The organism is Blastococcus sp. SYSU DS0753, assembly GCF_054051175.1.
In genome coordinates, this window is sequence record NZ_JBJHAT010000037.1 from 22497 (window position 1) to 40676 (window position 18180).

Here is an 18180-nt window from a genome sequence, read left to right on the forward strand (position 1 = left end):
CCGCCGGGTTCCTGGCGTCACCACGTTGCGCGACTCCCCCGGTTGGGCAGGTCCCCGGCGGCGTAGCGGCAGCAGACAGCGACCGGTACCCGAGCCGGACGTGGGACGGCGGGGCCTCGAGCGGGTCGTAGGGTCGCCCGGTGATCTGGAAGCGCGCCGTCTTCGCGCTCTTCGCCGTGGCCGCGGGCACGAACGTCCCCACCCCGCTGCTGCTGGTCTACCAGGAGCGGCTCGGCCTCTCGGCCGAGGTCCTCACCGCGCTGTTCGGCTGCTACGCGGCCGGGCTCGTTCCCGCCCTCCTGCTGGCCGGGCCGCTGTCGGACCGGCTGGGCCGCCGCCGGGTCGCGATCCCCGGCATCGTGCTCTCCGCGCTGGCGTCGCTCGCCTTCGCCGCGGCGGGCGACTCGCTGGCGCTGCTGTTCGGCGCCCGCTTCCTCCAGGGCGTCGTCAGCGGCATCGTCTTCAGCGTCGGCAGCGCGTGGGTGGGCGAGCTCTCGCTCGCCTCGGGTGAGGGAGCCGGCGGACGGCGGGCCGCCTTCGCCATGACCGCCGGGTTCTCGCTGGGCCCGCTGACCAGCGGGCTGCTCGGCCAGTACGCCCCGGCGCCGACAGTGCTGCCGTACCTCCTGCACACCGTGCTCGTCGCGGTGGGCCTGGCGTTCGCCCTCCGGCTGCCGGAGACGGTCGAGCTGCACGACGTTCGCCCCACCGGATCCGGTTCGGCGCCGGCCGCGCCGCTGATCCGGCCGGGAGACGGCACCCTGGTGGCGACCGTGCTGGCCCCGGTGGCGGTCTGCGTCTACGCGTTCCCCTCCACGGTCATCAACGCCGTCCCGCTGCTGGTGGAGCTGCCCTACGGCGGCGTCGCGGTCACCGGCGTGCTGGCGGGCGTGACGCTGGGCGCCGGCACGGTCGTCGCCGGGCTGCAGCGCCGGCTGGGGCGGTGGACGGCCGTCGTCGGCACGGCGCTCGGCACGCTCGGGTTCGGCTGCGCCGCGTCGTTCGCCGGGACGGGCGCGCTGCCCTGGCTGGTCGCCGCCGCCCCGCTGCTGGGCGCGGGTGGTGGGCTGTGCCTCGCCGCCGGTCTGACGCTGACCGCGCGGCTGGCCCCACCGGCCCGCCTCGGCGCCTTGACGTCGCTGTTCCTGGCCTGCGCCTACGTCGGGTTCGCCGCGCCGTTCGTCATGGCCGTGGCCGCGCGGGCGACGTCGGCGGTGCTGCCGCTGACCGTGGCGGCCGCGATCACCGCGCTGCTCGCCCTCCGCCTCCTCCCGGTGGCCCGAGCGCGACGGCTGTGAGCGCGCGACGGCGCCCCCCCCCCGCGAGGGAGGGGGCGCCGCCGGGAGTGCGAGGGTCAGCCGGCGATACCCGCCGCGAACTCGCCCTCGAAGGCCTCCTCCAGGACGGTGGCGCCACCCGGCACGTCGGCCGGCTGCAGGATGAAGCTCTGCAGGCTCGGGGACTGGCCGACCTCGAAGCCGCGGATCGGGACGACGAGGCCGCCGGTGTCGACCTCCTCCAGCTCGTTGAACGCGTTGAGCACGCCCTCACGGGTGAGGTCGCCGTCCTCGCAGGCCTGGTCGAGCACCTGCTTCATGATCTCGCTCATGCCGAAGCCGACGACCACACCGAGGCTCGGCACGGCGTCGGGGTAGGCCTCCTGGTACTGCTGGAGCAGCTCCGGGTGGGCGTCGAAGGAGGACACCGGCGAGGCCACGTAGAGGTGGGTCTTCAGCCACTCGGCGGCCGGGCCCTGGAGCAGTCCCGGCGCGAAGACGGGGTTGCTGCCCAGGATCGGGACGTCCAGCCCCTGCGCCGCGGCGACCGTCGCGACCGAGGCCGTCTGCCCCGGGGCCACGGTGAGCGCGATCAGGTCGACCCCGGCGGACCGGAACTGGGTGATCTGTGCGCTCATGTCCTGGTCGGTCGCCTTGATCTGCGCCTCGATCACCTCCAGGCCCTTCTCCTCGGCGACGGCCCGGGTGCCCTCGAGCCCGTTGGCGCCGTACTCGCCCTCGAAGTAGATGTGGCCGACCGTGTCGCCCTCGTTCAGCAGGCCCTCGCGGAACAGGTAGTCGTAGCCGTTGGCGAGCTCGACGTCGTAGGTGGCGCCCACCACGCCGGTGCCCGGGATCTCGGTCAGCGTCTTCGACCAGGCCGAGGGGAAGTTCACGATCTGGTCCGACTCGTACTCCGGTGCCAGCGCGGTGTTGATCGGCGACCCGATCGTCTGCTGCATCGCCAGGATGTTGTCCTGCATCCCGCTGTAGAGCGCGACGCCCTGCTGCGGGACGTACCCGGTGTCCTGGATGTCGAGCTGGACGTCGTAGGTGTCGCAGACCTGGTTGTTCTCCCAGAACAGGGAGTTGGCGTTGGTGATGTCGTTGCCCAGCGCGGCGAAGACACCGGTCAGGTCGGTGAGCACACCGAGGTTGATCGTCTCGCCCTCGATCCCGACGTCGGTGGCGACGTCGCCGGCGGCCGCTCCTCCCCCGCCGCCGCCACCCGAGGCCTCCGGCGCCTTGGTGCTGCAGCCGGTGGCGGCCAGGACGACGGTGGCGGCCAGCATCGTGGCGCCGGTCGAACGCTTGCTGAGTCTCACGTGGTGCTCCCTTGGGCTGGTGGGTCGGAGGGGGTGGGCTCGCTGGAACGGGTGGGCGTGTCGGGTGGGTGCTGGGTGATCCGTCCGCCCGGTCTGCGGCGGGCCCGGCCGGAGATGCGGCGGGCGATACCGGCGAGGCCGGCGGGCTCGAAGAGGATCACCAGGACGATGGCCGCGCCGAACAGGAACCGGGCCGCCTCACCGGCAGCCAGCCCCTCGTCCCGGCCCACGAAGGGGATCAGGTCGGCGTACCGCTGGAAGACCAGCGGCAGCGCGCTCACGAAGATCGCCCCGAGCACGGCTCCGTTCACCGAGCCGAGCCCGCCCAGCACGATCATGGCGAGGTAGAGGATGGACAGCTCCAGGCCGAAGGACTCCGGCGCGATGCTGCCGATGGAGAGCGCGTACATCACCCCAGCGAGGCCGGCGTACATCGAGCTGACCAGGAAGATCCGCGCCTTGTAGCCCTGCACGTTGACGCCCATCACCGACGCGGCGACCTCGCTGTCCCGCAGGGTCTGCAGGGCCCGGCCCGGCCGGCTGCGCAGCAGGTTGCGGGCGAAGAGGTAGGCCCCGAGGGCCAGGACGAGCCCCAGGTACCACAGCCGCTCGGACTCCCGGAACGGCACGCCGAGCACGTACAGCTCCGGGTCCCGGTTGGCGAAGGTGAAGCCGAACAGCGAGAAGTCCGGTGCCGCCCGGCCGTTGAAGCCGCCGGTGACCTCGGTCCAGCTGTTGAGCACGTGGACGCCGATGAACACCAGCGCCAGCGACGCGACCCCGAGGTAGATCCCGCGCAGCCGGGCCGCGAGCGGGCTGAAGATCAGCCCGGCGAGCCCCGCGAGGAGCACGCCCACGATCATCCCGACGATCGGGGGGAGCCCGAGCCCGCCGAGCTCGGCCACCCCGAGCCCGCCCGACTCCCCCGAGACGTAGACGTAGCTGACCGCCCCCACCGCCAGGAAGAAGGCGTGGGCGAGGGAGAGCTGGCCGCTGTTGCCGACGAGCAGGTTCAGGCCGATCGCGCCCACGATCGCGCCGAAGGCGGCGAACCCGGTGCGCAGCCAGAACTCCTCGACGTACAGCGGCAGCGCCAGCATCACCAGCAGGAAGGCGACCAGGAGCAGAGGGCGCAGCCAGGACCGCAGTCCCGACCGGCCGGAACCGGCCCGCTCCGCCGGGCCGGCCCCCGACGGGTGGGCCCCCGTCGCCGCCGTCATCGTCGCCTCAGACACGGGTCAGCTCCTTCGTCCCGAACAGGCCGGACGGACGGAACATGAGGACCGCGATCATCACGATGAAGGGGACGACGGCGCTGAACCCGCGGCCGAGGAAGAGCAGCTGGTCCTGGTAGCCCGCGGCCATCGCCTCGGCGATGCCGATCAGCAGGCCCCCGACGAGGGCGCCGCCGGTCGAGTCCAGGCCGCCGAGGATCGCCGCCGGGAAGGCCCGCAGCGCGACGGCGTAGGCCGTCGGGGTGACGCCCGGCGTCGGTGATCCGACCAGGAACAGCGCCGCGACGGCGGCGAGCACCCCGGCGACCACCCAGGCGAGCGCAGAGACCCGACCCTGCCGGATGCCCATCAGGGCCGCCGTCTCGCCGTCCTCCGCCGAGGCCCGCATCGCGATGCCCCAGTTCGAGTACTTGAACGCAACGAAGAAGAGCGCGATGAGGACGGCGGCCACGAGGAACGCGATCAGCCGGTTCTGCGCGAGCCCGACGTCGCCGATCCGGAACGACTGCCCGCCCCACGGGTGCGGCACGTTGAGGATGTCGGAGCCGAGCCGGCGGATGAGCTCGGTGAGCAGGATGATGTCGACGCCGATCGTCACGATGGCCAGGCTGATCACCGCGGCGCCGCGCAACCGGTTGATGATCAGGCGCTCGATGACGAACGCCGCCGCGGCCGTGATCAGGATTCCCACGAGCACGGCCGGCAGGAAGCCGATCGTGTCCGACAGCCGCGCGATGGAGTAGGCGCCCAGCAGCAGCAGGGACCCGTGGGTGAAGCTCACGACCTCGCTCGCCTTGAAGATGATCACGAAGCCGAGGGCGATGAGGGCGTACAGGGCGCCCAGGGAGATCCCGTTGAGGAGCAGGGAGAGGAACTGGGTCACGAGGTCGCCCCAGGGTTGTCGGAGGAGTGGTGGTGGGCGGCGGCTTCCGAGGGGCTCTCCTCGTCGCCGGAGCCGAGATACGCACGGATGACCTCGGGGTCGGTCTGCACCTGCGCCGGTGTGCCGTCGGCGATGCGCCGGCCGAAGTCGAGCACGGTGACGCGGTCGGCCAGGGACATGACCATCCCCATGTCGTGCTCGACCAGGACGACGGAGATGCCCAGCGCCGACCGGATCTCGAGGATCGCCTCCGCCATGCGGTCGGTCTCCTCGGCGTTCATGCCGGCGACCGGCTCGTCCAGGAGCAGCAGCCGCGGCTCGGTGCACAGGGCCCGGGCCACCTCCACCCGCTTCTGGTCGCCGTAGGAGAGCACCCCGACGGGCGTGTGCAGCTTCTCGCCGAGATCCATGAACTCGGCGATCTCGGCGACGCGCGCGCCGTGCACCTTGCCCTCCCGCGTGGCCCGCGGGAGCCGCAGGCCGGCCGAGAGGAAGCCGGCCTTGGTCAGGTGGTGGCGGCCCAGCATGAGGTTCTCCGCCACCGACTGGGTGCCCGACAGCGCGATGTTCTGGAACGCGCGGGCCACCCCGATGCCGGCGATCTTGTACGGCCGCATCTGGTCCAGCCGGTGCTCACCGAACCGGACCTGGCCCTCGTTGGCCCGGTAGACGCCGGACAGGACGTTGAACATCGTCGACTTGCCCGCACCGTTGGGCCCGATGATCGCGTGGATCGTGCCGGGAGCGACCGTGAACGAGACGTCCGACAGGGCGTTGATCGCCCCGAAGCGGACGCTGACGCCGTCGACCTCGACCGTCGGGATGTCCGACCGCGTCCCCGACCCGACGTCGGGCGCCGCGGTCATGCCGTCCACCGGGAGAGCTTCTTGCCCGAGCTCACGCGCCGGGTCGGGGCCGCGCCGTCGCCGCCCCCGTCGTGGCCGAGGTACAGCCGCTGCACCTCGTCGGTCTGGGCGAGCTGCCGCGCGTCACCGGAGAGCGAGACCTCACCGACGTCGAGCACGTAGGCGAGATCGGCGACCCCGAGCGCCATCGTGGCGTTCTGCTCGACCAGCAGCACGGAGGTCCCCTGGCGGTTGATCTCGCCGATGACCTCGCCGATCTGGCCGATGATGCGCGGCGCCAGCCCGAGCGACGGCTCGTCGAGCAGGAGCAGCTTCGGGCTGGCCATCAACGCGCGCCCGATGGCCAGCATCTGCTGCTCGCCGCCGGAGAGCAGCGCGCCCCGCTGGGAGCTGCGCTCCTTGAGCACCGGGAACAGGTCGTAGACGCGGTCCTGGGCCTGGGCCTTGGCCGCCTTGTCCCGGTTCCCCATGCCGCCGGCACGCAGGTTCTCCTCGACCGTCAGCCGGCCGAAGATGCGCCGCCCCTCGGGCACCTGCACGAGCCCGAGCCGGACGGCCTGGGCCGGGTCCTTCGACACGAGGTCGGTCCCGTCGAAGGTCACCGACCCGGAGTCGACCCGGCCGCGGTGCAGCCGCAGCGTGCCCGAGATGGTCCGCAGCAACGTCGTCTTCCCGGCGCCGTTGCTGCCCAGGACGGCGACGACCCTGCCGTCGGGGACCTCCATGGAGACCCCCCGCACGGCCTGGACGGCTCCGCCGTAGGTGACGTGCAGGGCGTCGATGCTCAGCACGGGCGGCTCCCTGCCGTGGCCCGGCCGGGCGGGATCGGGCGGGGGCGGCCGAGCGGCGGGCGGGTGGCCGTCACCGGGCCGCCTGTTCGGGAGCGCGACCGCAGGAGGTCAGGCGCGGAGAAGTGATCTGGCACACAGGCCGGGACTCTAGGCAGGCAATGGTCTGTGACGGGCGCCACAAAGGTCACGGATTGATCACGTGTTGCCGGGCTCCACCCAGGCATCCGTGCCCCTGATCCACAGCACGCTCCGTACGGGACCGTCCGGAAAGCCGGAGCCCGCCGCCGGAGCCCGCCGACCGGCCGGGCGGGGGCGGTCGATGCGGAGGGCCCGGCTAGACCGGCTGCAGCTCCTCGATCTCCACGCGGATCGCGTCCAGCGCGGCCGCCGCCCGGCGGCGGGACTGCTCGGGGGTGTCCCCGACGGTCACGACGTGGCCGAGGTGCGCCTGGCCGCAGGTCGCGGGCTCCGCCGCGCCACCCACGTCGGCGAACACCTCCGCGACGACGAGCCCCGGGATGCAGCCGACGTCCCGCAGGCCGGACACCGCCCGCACCCGCCCGGTGGCGTGCGAGCCGAGGAAGAACTGGGTGCTGGCCGCGACCGCCCGCCGGCGCCCCGGCCCGGGCCGGCCGAGCAGGCCGGCGACCACGAGGTCCGCGGCGTCGATCCCGCTCACCTGGTCCACGCAGGCGTGGGCCCCCGCGTCGGCGAGCCGCGGGACCAGGCCGGCCAGCCGCGGCCCCGCCGGGCCCAGCACGAACTCCAGGTGGAAGGGGCCGAGGTCGTAACCGGCCGCGGCGAGCACGGCGCCGACGAAGCCGGCGGCCTCCGCCGTCGGCGGCTGCGCGGTCGCGGTGAGCAGCAGGCCGGCGGAGTGCGGCGGGGGCGTGGTGAGCACCTCGCTCCACGCGTGCACGGTCGGGACGCCGCGGTCCACGTGCCCGTCGGCGGCGTACCGGTCCCCCGCCACGTGCTCACCGATCACCAGCCGGGGCGCCGACCGCCCACCGCGCCGGCAGCAGGCGCGGGCGGCGAGCACCCGCAGCTCGCCGTCGTCCTGCACCGGACCGAGCCGCGCACCGGCGCCGTCCACCGGCTCCACCGTGCACGGGTATCCCACCGGTGACGTGAGCTCCGGGTCGCCGGTGCGGACCTCCGCCCACCGCCCGTCGGCGACGCCCGCCGCGGCGAGGGCCGCGCGCAGGGCCACCGCGTCACCGGTCACCACGGGCGACGCGGGGTCCGGACCCCGCAGCCCCAGCGCACGGGCGGCGACGGCCGCCGGCAGGACGGCGCCGGGCGCCGAGCCGGTGACGACGGCGGCCTCTCCGGGCAGCGAGCGCACCGCGGCCGCGACCGCGACTGCGTCACCGGTGTCGCAGTCGATCCAGCGGTCCACCAGCCAGTCGAGCTCCTCCCCGTAGGAGCACCGGTCCGCCGTCAGCACCGCCGTCCGCAGGCCCCGGAACCGCGCCCGCTCGAGCAGGGCCACGCCCGCCGCGTCCAACCGCTCCCCGGCCGCGAACTCCGGCCGGGCGGCCGACGGCCGCACCTGGACCTCGACGGAGACGAACCACGGCTCCGGATCACCGGCCGGTGCACCGGAGGAACGGTCGCCTGCCACGGGCGTGGGCATGTGCACTCTCCCGTCGTGGGTGGGTGTGAGCAGGCGCACCATACCGGCCGGTCGGTTTACGCGGAACGGATACCGGCGGGTGCCGTTGGCCGGTGTGCCGGGGCGGGAAGCAGCAGCGAGGGCGGCCGGTTGCCATGCGTGTGACCACTGCCCACCTCCGGGGCGACGTCGACGTCGTCGTGATCGGCGCGGGGCAGGCCGGGCTCTCCACCGCCTGGGCGCTGGCCCGCCAGGGCTTCGAGCGGCGCACCGGGTTCGTGGTGCTCGACGGCGAGCCGGGCCCCGGCGGCGCCTGGCGGCACCGCTGGCCGTCGCTCACCCTGGGCACGACGCACCGGGTGCACGACCTGCCCGGTCTGGCGTTCCGCCCGGCGGACGAGCGCACCCCCGCCGTCGAGTCGGTGCCCGCCTACTTCGCGGAGTACGAGCGCCGGTTCGACCTGCCCGTGGTGCGGCCGGTCCGGGTGACCGCCGTCCGCCGGAGCGACGACGGCCGTTTCTCCGTGGAGACCGACCGGGGCACCTGGACCGCGCGCGCCGTCGTCAACGCCACCGGCACCTGGACCCGGCCGTTCGTCCCCCGCTACCCGGGGCAGGAGACCTTCCGAGGGCGTCAGCTGCACACCGTCGACTACCGCAGCCCCGAGGAGTTCCGCGGACAGCACGTCGTGGTCGTCGGCGGCGGCGCCTCGGCCACCCAGCTGCTGGTCGAGATCTCCCGGGTCACCTCCACGACCTGGGTCACCCGCCGCCCGCCCGTGTGGCGCGAGGGGCCGTTCGACGAGGACCTGGGCCGCGAAGTGGTCGCGAAGGTCGAGGAGGCGGTGCGCGAGGGACGCCGCCCCGGGAGCGTGGTCGGCCTCACCGGGCTGGTGACCTCCACCCCCTACATCCGCGACGGGCTGGAGCGGGGCGTGCTCGACCGGCTGCCGGTGTTCGACCGGATCACCCCCGACGGGGTGGCCTGGGACCCGGTCGACGGACGACCGGGCCGGCTGGTCCGCGCCGACGTCATCCTGTGGGCCACCGGTTTCCGCGCGGCCGTCGGGCACCTGGCGCCCCTGCAGCTCCGTGGCCCCGGAGAGGGCTTCCGGCTGGACGGCACCCAGGTCGTCGGCGAGCCGCGGGTGCACCTGGTCGGCTACGGCCCCTCGGCGAGCACGATCGGCGCGAACCGCGCGGGCCAGGCCGCCGCCCGGGCCCTGCGCCGCGAGCTGCGCCCCGGGAGCACCCTGTCCCGCTCGGCCTGACCAGCTCGGGGACCGTTCAGGGTCGGATCAGGGCGCTCCCCGATGTTCCCGGGACGGCGCCGCCGACAGGCTCCAGGGCATGACTTCCCGATCGCTCCCCGGAGGCCCGCGATGATCGAGGCGCGGGGTCTGACCAAGAAGTACGGCGACCGCACCGCCGTCGACGGCATCTCCTTCACCGTGCACCCGGGCCGGGTCACCGGCTTCCTGGGCCCCAACGGTGCCGGCAAGTCCACGACCATGCGCATGCTGCTGGGCCTGGACCGGCCCACCGCCGGCAGCATCACCGTGCACGGCCGCAGCTATGCCGACTTCCCCGCGCCCCTGCGCCAGGTCGGCGCGCTGCTGGAGGCCCGCGCGCTGCACCCGGGGCGCTCCGCGCGCGACCACCTGCGCTGGATGGCGGCGAGCAACGGGCTGCCGGTGCGTCGCGTGGACGAGGTGCTCGACCTCGTCGGGCTCGCCGACGTCGCCGGGCAGCGGGTCGGCCGCTTCTCCCTCGGCATGGGCCAGCGCCTCGGCATCGCCGTCGCCCTGCTGGGCGACCCGCCGGTGGTGGTGCTCGACGAGCCGGTCAACGGCCTGGACCCCGAGGGCATCCGCTGGGTGCGCACGCTGACCCGGCAGCTGGCCGCCGAGGGCCGCACCGTCTTCCTCTCCAGCCACCTGATGAGCGAGATGGCGCTGACCGCCGACCACCTCGTGGTCATCGGGCGCGGCCGGGTGCTGGCCGACTGCTCGATGCCCGACTTCATCGCCGAGCACGCGGCCTCCTACGTGCGGGTGCGCACCCCCCAGCGGGCCGAGGTGGCCGAGCTGCTGCGCCGCGACGGCCTGGACGTCGACGTCGTCGACGACGAGCTGCGGGTGCAAGGGCGCGACGCCGCCGCCATCGGGGAGCTGGTCGGCCGGCAGGGGCTCTTCCTGCACGAGCTCACCCTGGTCCGCTCCTCGCTTGAGGACGCGTTCATGACCCTCACCGCCTCGAGCGTGGAGTACTCCGCGCGGGAGCAGACCCCGGCCGGAGCCCCCCGATGACCCAGACCGCGAGCGCCCCGATGACCGACACCGTCGTCCTCGACCCCAACCGGCACGTCCCCGGGGTGCGCCGGCCCGGCTTGGCAGACACCCTGCGGGCGGAGTGGGTCAAGTTCTGGTCGGTGCGCTCGACACCGTGGTCGATCGCCGCGCTGGTCACCCTCGGCGCCGGGCTGACCGTCCTGGTCTGTGCCGTCAGCGCCGCAGACCTCGCCGACGGGACGGCGGGCGAGTCCGCTGGTGCGTTCATCACCTGGGGCATGACCGTCGCCCAGATCACCGCCATCGTGCTCGGCGCGCTGGTGGTGACGAGCGAGTACGGCACCGGGATGATCCGCGCGACGCTGACCGCAACCCCGCGCCGCGGCCGGGTGCTGGCGGCCAAGGCGGTCGTGCTCACCACGACGCTGTTCGTCGTCGGCACCGTCACCGCCGCCCTCGGCTACCTCGGCGGCAACTGGTTCCTCGAGCGCGAGGGCGTGGGCCTGGCGCTCAGCGACGACGGCGTGCTCCGCTCGCTGCTGGGCAGCGGCCTGTACATGGCCGGCATCGGGCTGTTGGCGGCCGCGGTCGGGCTGCTGGTGCGGCACACCGCCGCGGCGCTGTCGATCGTGCTGGCCCTGCTGCTGGTCGTCGGCAACATGGTGGTGCTCCTCCCGGGCGCCTGGGGCGAGTGGGCGACCAAGCTGATGCCGGGCAACGCCGGCTCCGTCGTCGCCACGCCGGTGTCGTTCAACCCGAACCTGCTCGACCCCTGGGTCGGCTTCGGGGTGTTCTGCGCCGAGGTGGCCGCCGTGCTGCTGGCCGGCTACCTGGTGCTGCGCCGCCGCGACGCCTGAGAAAGGGCCCCCTTCCCCCCACCCCTCGCAGGCTCGGGGCGGTACCCGGAAGGGGGCCCCAGGCATCCGGACACGGGGCAGTCGTCCACGCCCCGCTGTGCCCCGGCCCGCCCGGCCGGGGCACAGTGGTGCCGTGACCACGCCCGACCCGGCCGCCGAGGGCCGCCGCCGCGCCGACGAACTGCTGACCGCTCTGACCGCGGGCGACGACGCCGCCGCCGAGCGGCTGCTCGCCGAGCTGACCGAGGTCCGCGACCTGGTCTTCGTGGGGGCGGGGCTCACCGCGGTCGCCCGCGCCGAGGGTCGCGCGCTGCCCACGGCGCAGCGCGCGCAGGCCAGCACCCGCCAGGTGCGGCTCGGCCAGATCCGCGACGCGAACCGCGACGACCCCGATGGTCTGCGCACCTGGCTGCGGCGCTCGGCCGAGGAGATCCTCTTCATCCGCTCGCTGCACGCCGCCGCCGCCCGGCAGCGCTGACCCTCGCAACACGTCACGCCGGGAGCGCCCCACGCAGAGGGCGCCCCGCGCAGATGACTGCGCGGGGCGCCCACGGCGCGGACCAGTGCGAGGCGACGACCCCGCTCAGCCCCCGGTGACGATGATCCCTGGGAACACGATGAACAGCGCGATCGACAACGCGTAGGGCACGTAGTAGACCATCGTGCCCTTGAACGTCTGGACGACGTCGAGGGCGCGGTCCAGGGCGCTCACGATGTACACGTTGACGCCGACGGGAGGTGTCACGGCACCCAGCGTGGTCACGAGCGTGATGATGATCGTGAACCAGACCGGGTCGTACCCGAGAGCCAGGATCAGCGGGAAGAAGATCGGGATGCTGATGACCAGGAACCCGAGCGCGTCCATGAGCGCACCGCCCACGAGGTAGACGAACAGGATCAGCAGCAGGATCACGGTGGTCGGCACCGCCAGTCCGCTGATCGCGTCGGCCAGGTCGAACGGCAGCCGCGTCAGGCTCAGGAAGCGCCCGAACACCACCGCACCGGCGACCAGGAGCACGACCATCGCCGAGATGCGAAGGCTCTCGAGGACGGCCGTCCACAGGCTCGGGAGGGTCAACTGCCTCCGGAGCAACGCGATCACGATGGCACCGAACGCGCCCACCGCGCCCGCCTCGGTCGGCGAGAACCAGCCGACGTACATGCCGCCGATCACGAGCGCGAACAGGACGATCGCCTCGGACACGCCTCCCAGGGCCCGGAACTTCTCCCCCCACGGCACCTTCGGCCCAGGAGGCCCGAGGTCCGGCCGGAGCCGACAGAGGATCAGCACGGTCGCGAGCAGCAGCCCGCCCACGACGAGACCCGGGACGAGCGCCGCGACGAACAGCCGGGTGATCGACTGCTCCGACTGGATCGCGATGATGATCAGCGCGGTCGAGGGCGGGATGAGCACGCCGAGCGTGCCGCCGATGGCGACGCTGCCGCCGGAGAGCGCCGGGTTGTACCCGTACTTCCGCATCTCCGGGAGCGCGACCGCACCCATCGTCGCCGTCGTCGCCGAGTTGGACCCCGACACGGTGGAGAAGCCGATGCTGGCCAGGATGGTCGTCGCCGCCACCCCGCCCGGCAGGGAGCCGATCCACTTGTAGGACGCCGCGTACAGCCGTTCGCTGATCCCCGCCCTGAATGCGACCTGCCCCATGAGGACGAACAGTGGGATGACCGACAGGCCGTACGAGGTGAACTGGCGGAACAGGTCCGCCGACAGCAGCTGGAGCGCGGCCGACGGGGTCAGCATGTACGCGGCGCCCACGAAGCCGGTCAGCATCAGGGCGAACGCCACGGGCATGCGCAGCAGCAGGAGGACGAGCATCGCTGCGATCGCGACCAGCGCGACGGCTACCGGGCTCACGTCCTCGTCCTTCCGACGATCCCGACGGCGCTCACCAGATGCTCTCCGGGACGCTCGACCGGAGGTTCCGGCCTACTTGGACGACATCGCTGACGAGAGCCAGCACCAGTCCCCCGACCCCGACCGCGAGGACGAGCGAGAAGGGCCAGAACGGCAGCCGGAGCGAATCGGTCAGGGCACCCTGGTTCCGCAGGTTCATCCCGTAGGCGACGAGCTGCTGGGCCAGCAGCACGAAGAGGGCGATCGAGACGACGGTGATCAGCCCGCCCACGATCAGCTGCACCCGCACCGGCGTCTTGTTCATGAACAGGTCGATCGCGATGTGCGAGCGGCCCCGCTGCGCATCGGCGAGCGCCAGCCCGTTCACGATCACGGCGAGCAGCGAGACGAGCTCGAACGTGCCGTACCAGGGGGTGGCCACCAGCCGCAGGCCGATGTTGCCCACCGTCAGGATCATCATCACGAGGAGGACCGCCGCAGCGATGACGGCGAGCCCCCTGGAGACCCCGTCCAGCGCCTTCGTGGTCTTGTTGCCGGAACTCTTCCCGCTGTCGGGCCCCTCGTCCACGGGCACCCCGTCGACGGGCTTCTGGGAGCTCGCCACGATCAGCCCTCCGCGCTGTACTGCTCGCGAAGCTCCTGCATCCGGTCGAAGACCTCCTGCGGGTCGAAGTCGCCTCGGGTGTCGGAGATCCACGAGTCGACGAGCTGGGACAGCGTCCGGTCCCACTCCTCCCGCTCCGCCGGCGCGAGCTCGACGGTCTCGAGACCGTGCTCGGCCGCCGCCCACTCCAGCGCGGCCTGGACGTTCTCCTGGTCGTGGTACTGGGAGGCGAACTCGGCCATCTCCGGCCGGAGGTCGCGGATGCACTCCTGCACGTTCTCCGGGAGCTCGGCGAAACGGTCGCTGTCCATCACCGCGACGAAGCTGTTCGAGACGCCGAAGGCGTAGTCGGTCACGTAGCCCACCTGCTCGGCCAGGCCGAAGTCCTGGAGCACCTCGCGCGAGGACATGTAGCCGCTGATGACCCCCGTCTGCAGCCCCTCCGCGACGTTGGGCATCGGCATGCCGACCGGGGAGGCCCCGAGACTCTGCAGCGCCGGGACGCCCGCGCCCGCGGCCCGCAGCTCCCGACCGGAGAGGTCGGACTTGCTGGCGACCGGCTGCTGGGTCTGGAGGTGGGCCGGCTCCGTGGTGAAGGCCGTGACGATCTCGTAGCCGTCGTACTCGGCCGGCTCGTACTCCGTGATGAGGTCCAGGAACGTCTTGCTGGGGGCCTCGGCGTTGGCGAAGCCGACCGGCAGCGCGATCACCGAGCTCAGGGGGAAGCGGCCCACGTCGTAGGCCGGGGAGTCCATGCCGATGTCCACCACGCCCTGGGAGACGCCGTCGAAGATGTCCCCGGAGCCGAGCAGCGTCCCGCCGGGGTAGAAGTCCACCGCGACCTGGCCGTCGGTGCACTCGTCCATGCGCGAGGCCCACTCCTCCATCTGGACCCCGGGGAAGGAAGCCTGGGGAGCGAAGAACGCGTAGCTCAGCGTGATCTGCTCGCCGCCCTCACCGCCCCCGGCGCTGCTACCGGCAGCGCCCCCGCACGCGGCCAGCGCGGTCACCGCCGCGAGAGCACAGCCGGCCTTGAGCCCGTTCCTTGGACGCTGTCCCATGTCCCGTACCTCCGTCGATGCAGTGGTGAGCCGAGCAGTGGTCCCAGACGCTACGAATCACCGGGGGGCCCCGCTGTCACCCAACCGGGGTCAAACACGCATCCCGGGATCACGGTTCGACCACGGGCTCCGACGCACGCAGCGCCGCGCCTGCCGTAGCCGTGATCGACCCCCTCGGCCGGTCGACCGCGCTGATCGGCGCACGCCCCTGGGACGGGTGGCGGGCACGCCCGCCCACCGCGGCCACCTGCCGGGCGACCGGACTTCAGCGCTCGGTCGACAGCGGCGCCAACCGCTGCTGGGGACGGCCCTGGGCGGCCGCAGCGAGGGCGATGACCAGTTCGTCGGGATGCGGCGCGTCGGGGAGGCGTACCTCGACGGTCTGGTGGTGGGACCGGATCGTGGCGTCCCTGAGGTGCTTCAGCGGGATGTCGAACGCGACGCCGGCCGGGCCACGCTTCTCCACCGCGGGCAGCAGCGTCGTCCCGCCCACTGCCGAGCGCAGGTGCTCGCCGAAACGAAGCGTGTGGATCAGTGCCGACCCGTGCTCGATCTCGCCGTCCAGGCCGACGATCGCGGCTTTGCCGTAGGCCTCCACCGGCGCGCCCAGAGCAGCCACGACCCGAGGAGCCAGGAGCGCGCCGAGCCGGGACGCATGAGCCTCGATGCCCGGTCCGAGGTCGTCGACGAACTCCTGTCCCGCCCAGGGGTTCGCCACCACGGCGGCGACCACCGCCGTGCGCGCGGCCGGCGCCACCTCACGGCCCCCTTCCGACAGCACCTCCTCGATCACTGTCACGATCCTGCGCACGGACACGGCTCCTCCTCGGCTCACCTGCTGTCGTCGCCGCCCCGCCGACGGGGACCGCACCCCGCTGCCGGCCGTCACGGCCAACCGACGCTGAAGTACTGCGTCTCCTGGAACTCGCGCAGCCCTTCGCGCGCACCTTCCCGGCCCAGCCCGCTCTGCTTGACACCGCCGAAGGGCGCGGAGGGATCGGAGACGACCCCGCGGTTCACGCCGACCATGCCTGCGTCGAGGACCTCGCTGAACCGCAGGGCCCGCTCGAGGTCGGTGGAGTAGACGTACGCGGCGAGGCCGTACTCGGACTCGTTGAGGCGGTCGAGCAGCAGCCGCTCGTCCGACCACGCGACGATGGTGACCACCGGGCCGAAGATCTCCGTTGCGAGGATGTCCGCTCCGTCGGGCACGTCGGTCAGCACGGTCGGGGGGAAGAAGTAGCCGCCCGGTGATGGGTCGAGCTCCTGCTGGAACGCCACCCGGGCGCCGGCCTGCACCGCGGAGTCGACGAGCGCACGCACGTCGGCGACGGCCCGGGGCGTGATCAGCGGGCCGATCCGGTTCCCCTCGTCCGCCGGCCCGACAGTCAGACCGGCCACCTCGTGCGCGAAGCGGGCGGTGAACTCCTCGACCACCGACGTGTGCACGTAGAAGCGATTCGCCGCCGTGCACGCCTGACCCCCGTTGCGGAATTTCGCCGTCATCGCGCCCTCCACCGCCGCAGGGAGGTGGGCGTCGTCCATGACGACGAAGGGCGCGTTCCCACCGAGTTCCATGGAGGTGTTGAGGACCCGGTCCGCTGCCTGCCGCAGGAGGAGCCTCCCCACCCCCGTCGATCCCGTGAACGACAGCTTCCGCACCCGCGGGTCCTCGAGCCAGGTGGAGACGACGGCCGCAGGGTCCGACGTGGGGACGACGTTGACCACCCCGTCCGGGACGCCGGCGCGGGTGAGGAGGCGGGCGACGGCCAGCGCGGTCAGCGGCGTCTCGGCCGCCGGCTTCAGCACGACCGTGCATCCGGCGGCGAGAGCCGGGGCGATCTTCCGCGTCGCCATGGCGGCCGGGAAGTTCCACGGCGTCACCAGGGCGGCGACGCCCACCGGCCGGTGCGTGACGATGGTCCGGGCGCCGCCCGCCGGGGACGTCCCGTACGCACCCTCGGTGCGCACCGCCTCCTCGGCGAACCACCGGAAGAAGTCGGCGGCGTAGGCCACCTCGCCCTGCGCGTCGGCGGTCGACTTGCCGTTCTCGAGGGAGACCAGGCGAGCGAGTTCGTCGCGCTCCTCCATGATCATCTCGAACGCGCGGCGCAGGATCTCGGACCGCTCGCGCGGCGCGGTGGCCGCCCACCCGGGAAGGGCCGCCGCCGCCGCGTCCACGGCCGACGTCGCCTGGGCGGCACGGGCATCGGCGACGCGGGCCACCACCCGGTCCCTGGCCGGGTCCCGGACCTCGGTGCAGGCACCGTCCGCCGCGGCCCGCCCGGCACCGGCGATCCAGATGCCCTCCCGCGGACGGAGCGCCTCGACGTAGGCGTCGACGTCGGCGCCGGGGGTGCTCGCGGCGGTTTCCTGCATGGTGGTCGGACTCCTCTGGTCGGGACGGCCGGCCCGCCGGAGCCCGCGCCGAGGCCGGCCTCCCGGGCCCGCACCACACCACGAGGCGGTGGTCCGGGCGCCGCCGACCGCCTCAGCGCCTGTCCTCCTCAACCGGATCGGCTCGATCCTCGCCGGATCAGGAGGAGCGGACAGTCCCCGAAGGGGTGGATCCCGGCACCCTCAGTGCGCGACCGCTTCGGAGTACGCGCGGCGCCGCGCGATGGCCGCCCGGTGGTCCGGCAGCCGGGCCGGGGCGTTGATGCACAGCGCGCCCACCTGGACGTCGTGGCGGCCGAATACCGCGACCAGGGAGTCCTCCGAGAGCGACTCCACGTGTACCTGCTCCGCCCCGTTCGTGCGGCCGACGAACCTCATCTTCGCGTCGAACTGGTCGGACCAGAAGTACGGAACGGGTGCGTAGGCGTCGTCCCCCCCGAGCAGCACGCCGGCGGCGTGCCGGCCCTGCTCGACGGCGTTGGTCCACTGCTCCACCCGCATGTCCTCGTCGAACAGTGGGTTGTACCAGCGGGCGACGTCACCGGCGGCCACCACGCCAGGGGCCGACGTGCGCAGGCTGCGGTCGCAGAGCACGCCGTCGGAGAGGGCGATACCGCTGGTGCGCAGCCAGTCGACGTCGGGCGCCGCGCCCAGCGCACCGATCACCAGATCCGCCTGGACTGCCTCGTCTCCCCCGAGATCCACGAGGTAGCCGGACGGCGCCCGTTCGACCGACAGCGCGTACGCGCCGCACCGGATGGAGACGCCCCGGCGGGCGTGGAGCTCCCGGAACCAGGCCCCCATCTCGTCGCCCAGCACCCGGGCCAGCGGCACGGGGGCCACTTCCACGACCGTGACGCGGCGGCCGAGCTCGGCGATCGTCGCGGCCACCTCGAGACCGATGAAGCCCGCGCCGATGATGGCGACGTGCTCGGCGTCGCGGAGCCGTTCGTGCAACGCCACGGCGTCGTCGATGGACCGGAGGAAGGAGACGTGGGGGGGGGGGGGGGGGGGGGGGGGGGGGGGGGGGCGGGGGGGGGGGGGGGCGGGGCGGCGGGGGGGGAGGGGGGGGGCGGGGGGGGGCCGGCGGGCCGGCGGGGGG

17 protein-coding genes are annotated in these 18180 nt (G+C 73.4%); 5 read left to right on the top strand and 12 right to left on the bottom strand.

What is annotated here, in order from left to right; translation table 11 throughout:
• Positions 1-140: 140 nt before the first annotated feature.
• A complete protein-coding gene (locus ACI799_RS19960; RefSeq protein WP_456613773.1) occupies positions 141-1298 on the top strand; it encodes an MFS transporter in 1158 nt (385 codons plus the stop codon).
• 56 nt (positions 1299-1354) lie between these two features.
• On the opposite strand, the gene ACI799_RS19965 is transcribed toward ACI799_RS19960, so the two are convergent.
• From ACI799_RS19965 to ACI799_RS19990, 6 genes are all read right to left on the bottom strand, one after another.
• On the bottom strand, positions 1355-2602 hold the full coding sequence (locus tag ACI799_RS19965; RefSeq protein WP_456587527.1) for an ABC transporter substrate-binding protein: 1248 nt from the start codon (positions 2600-2602) through the stop codon (positions 1355-1357).
• Positions 2599-3837: a branched-chain amino acid ABC transporter permease gene (locus ACI799_RS19970; protein ID WP_456598995.1), complete on the bottom strand. Its 1239-nt coding sequence runs from the start codon at positions 3835-3837 to the stop codon at positions 2599-2601. The genes ACI799_RS19965 and ACI799_RS19970 overlap by 4 nt, the downstream gene beginning before the upstream one ends.
• Positions 3830-4720, bottom strand: a complete 891-nt coding sequence (locus ACI799_RS19975) for a branched-chain amino acid ABC transporter permease (RefSeq protein ID WP_456587525.1) — start codon at positions 4718-4720, stop codon at positions 3830-3832. The genes ACI799_RS19970 and ACI799_RS19975 overlap by 8 nt, the downstream gene beginning before the upstream one ends.
• A complete protein-coding gene (locus tag ACI799_RS19980) occupies positions 4717-5586 on the bottom strand; it encodes an ABC transporter ATP-binding protein (RefSeq protein WP_456587566.1) in 870 nt (289 codons plus the stop codon). Before ACI799_RS19980 ends, ACI799_RS19975 begins: the two co-directional genes overlap by 4 nt.
• Positions 5583-6377 (bottom strand): ABC transporter ATP-binding protein, encoded by a 795-nt coding sequence (locus ACI799_RS19985; RefSeq protein ID WP_456587524.1) that lies wholly within the window; start codon positions 6375-6377, stop codon positions 5583-5585. The genes ACI799_RS19980 and ACI799_RS19985 overlap by 4 nt, the downstream gene beginning before the upstream one ends.
• A gap of 334 nt (positions 6378-6711) precedes the next feature.
• The gene (locus tag ACI799_RS19990; RefSeq protein ID WP_456598994.1) at positions 6712-8016 is read right to left on the bottom strand and encodes a hypothetical protein; all 1305 of its coding nucleotides are present in this window, start codon (positions 8014-8016) and stop codon (positions 6712-6714) included.
• Positions 8017-8156: 140 nt separating this feature from the next.
• Here ACI799_RS19990 and ACI799_RS19995 point away from each other — a divergent pair, with 140 nt between their 5' ends.
• From ACI799_RS19995 to ACI799_RS20010, 4 genes are all read left to right on the top strand, one after another.
• Complete coding sequence (locus tag ACI799_RS19995) at positions 8157-9266, top strand: NAD(P)-binding domain-containing protein (protein ID WP_456587522.1); 1110 nt, start codon at positions 8157-8159, stop codon at positions 9264-9266.
• 111 nt (positions 9267-9377) lie between these two features.
• Entirely contained in the window at positions 9378-10304 is a 927-nt protein-coding gene (locus ACI799_RS20000; RefSeq protein ID WP_456587521.1) for an ABC transporter ATP-binding protein, read from the top strand.
• Complete coding sequence (locus tag ACI799_RS20005) at positions 10301-11143, top strand: ABC transporter permease (RefSeq protein ID WP_456613774.1); 843 nt, start codon at positions 10301-10303, stop codon at positions 11141-11143. Before ACI799_RS20000 ends, ACI799_RS20005 begins: the two co-directional genes overlap by 4 nt.
• Before the next feature lie 133 nt (positions 11144-11276).
• Positions 11277-11621, top strand: a complete 345-nt coding sequence (locus ACI799_RS20010) for a hypothetical protein (protein ID WP_456598224.1) — start codon at positions 11277-11279, stop codon at positions 11619-11621.
• Between the two features lie 105 nt (positions 11622-11726).
• Here the strand turns inward: ACI799_RS20010 and ACI799_RS20015 are convergent, their stop codons facing one another.
• From ACI799_RS20015 to ACI799_RS20040, 6 genes are all read right to left on the bottom strand, one after another.
• A complete protein-coding gene (locus tag ACI799_RS20015; protein ID WP_456598223.1) occupies positions 11727-13016 on the bottom strand; it encodes a TRAP transporter large permease in 1290 nt (429 codons plus the stop codon).
• 31 nt (positions 13017-13047) lie between these two features.
• Positions 13048-13620: a TRAP transporter small permease gene (locus tag ACI799_RS20020; protein ID WP_456613775.1), complete on the bottom strand. Its 573-nt coding sequence runs from the start codon at positions 13618-13620 to the stop codon at positions 13048-13050.
• A gap of 2 nt (positions 13621-13622) precedes the next feature.
• The gene (locus tag ACI799_RS20025) at positions 13623-14681 is read right to left on the bottom strand and encodes a TRAP transporter substrate-binding protein (RefSeq protein ID WP_456598989.1); all 1059 of its coding nucleotides are present in this window, start codon (positions 14679-14681) and stop codon (positions 13623-13625) included.
• 265 nt (positions 14682-14946) lie between these two features.
• Positions 14947-15498: an amino acid synthesis family protein gene (locus ACI799_RS20030; RefSeq protein WP_456598988.1), complete on the bottom strand. Its 552-nt coding sequence runs from the start codon at positions 15496-15498 to the stop codon at positions 14947-14949.
• A gap of 68 nt (positions 15499-15566) precedes the next feature.
• Positions 15567-17060: an NAD-dependent succinate-semialdehyde dehydrogenase gene (locus ACI799_RS20035; RefSeq protein ID WP_456598987.1), complete on the bottom strand. Its 1494-nt coding sequence runs from the start codon at positions 17058-17060 to the stop codon at positions 15567-15569.
• Between the two features lie 201 nt (positions 17061-17261).
• Positions 17262-18180 (bottom strand): NAD(P)/FAD-dependent oxidoreductase (locus tag ACI799_RS20040; protein ID WP_456613776.1); only part of this gene is annotated, 919 nt, incomplete at its 5' end.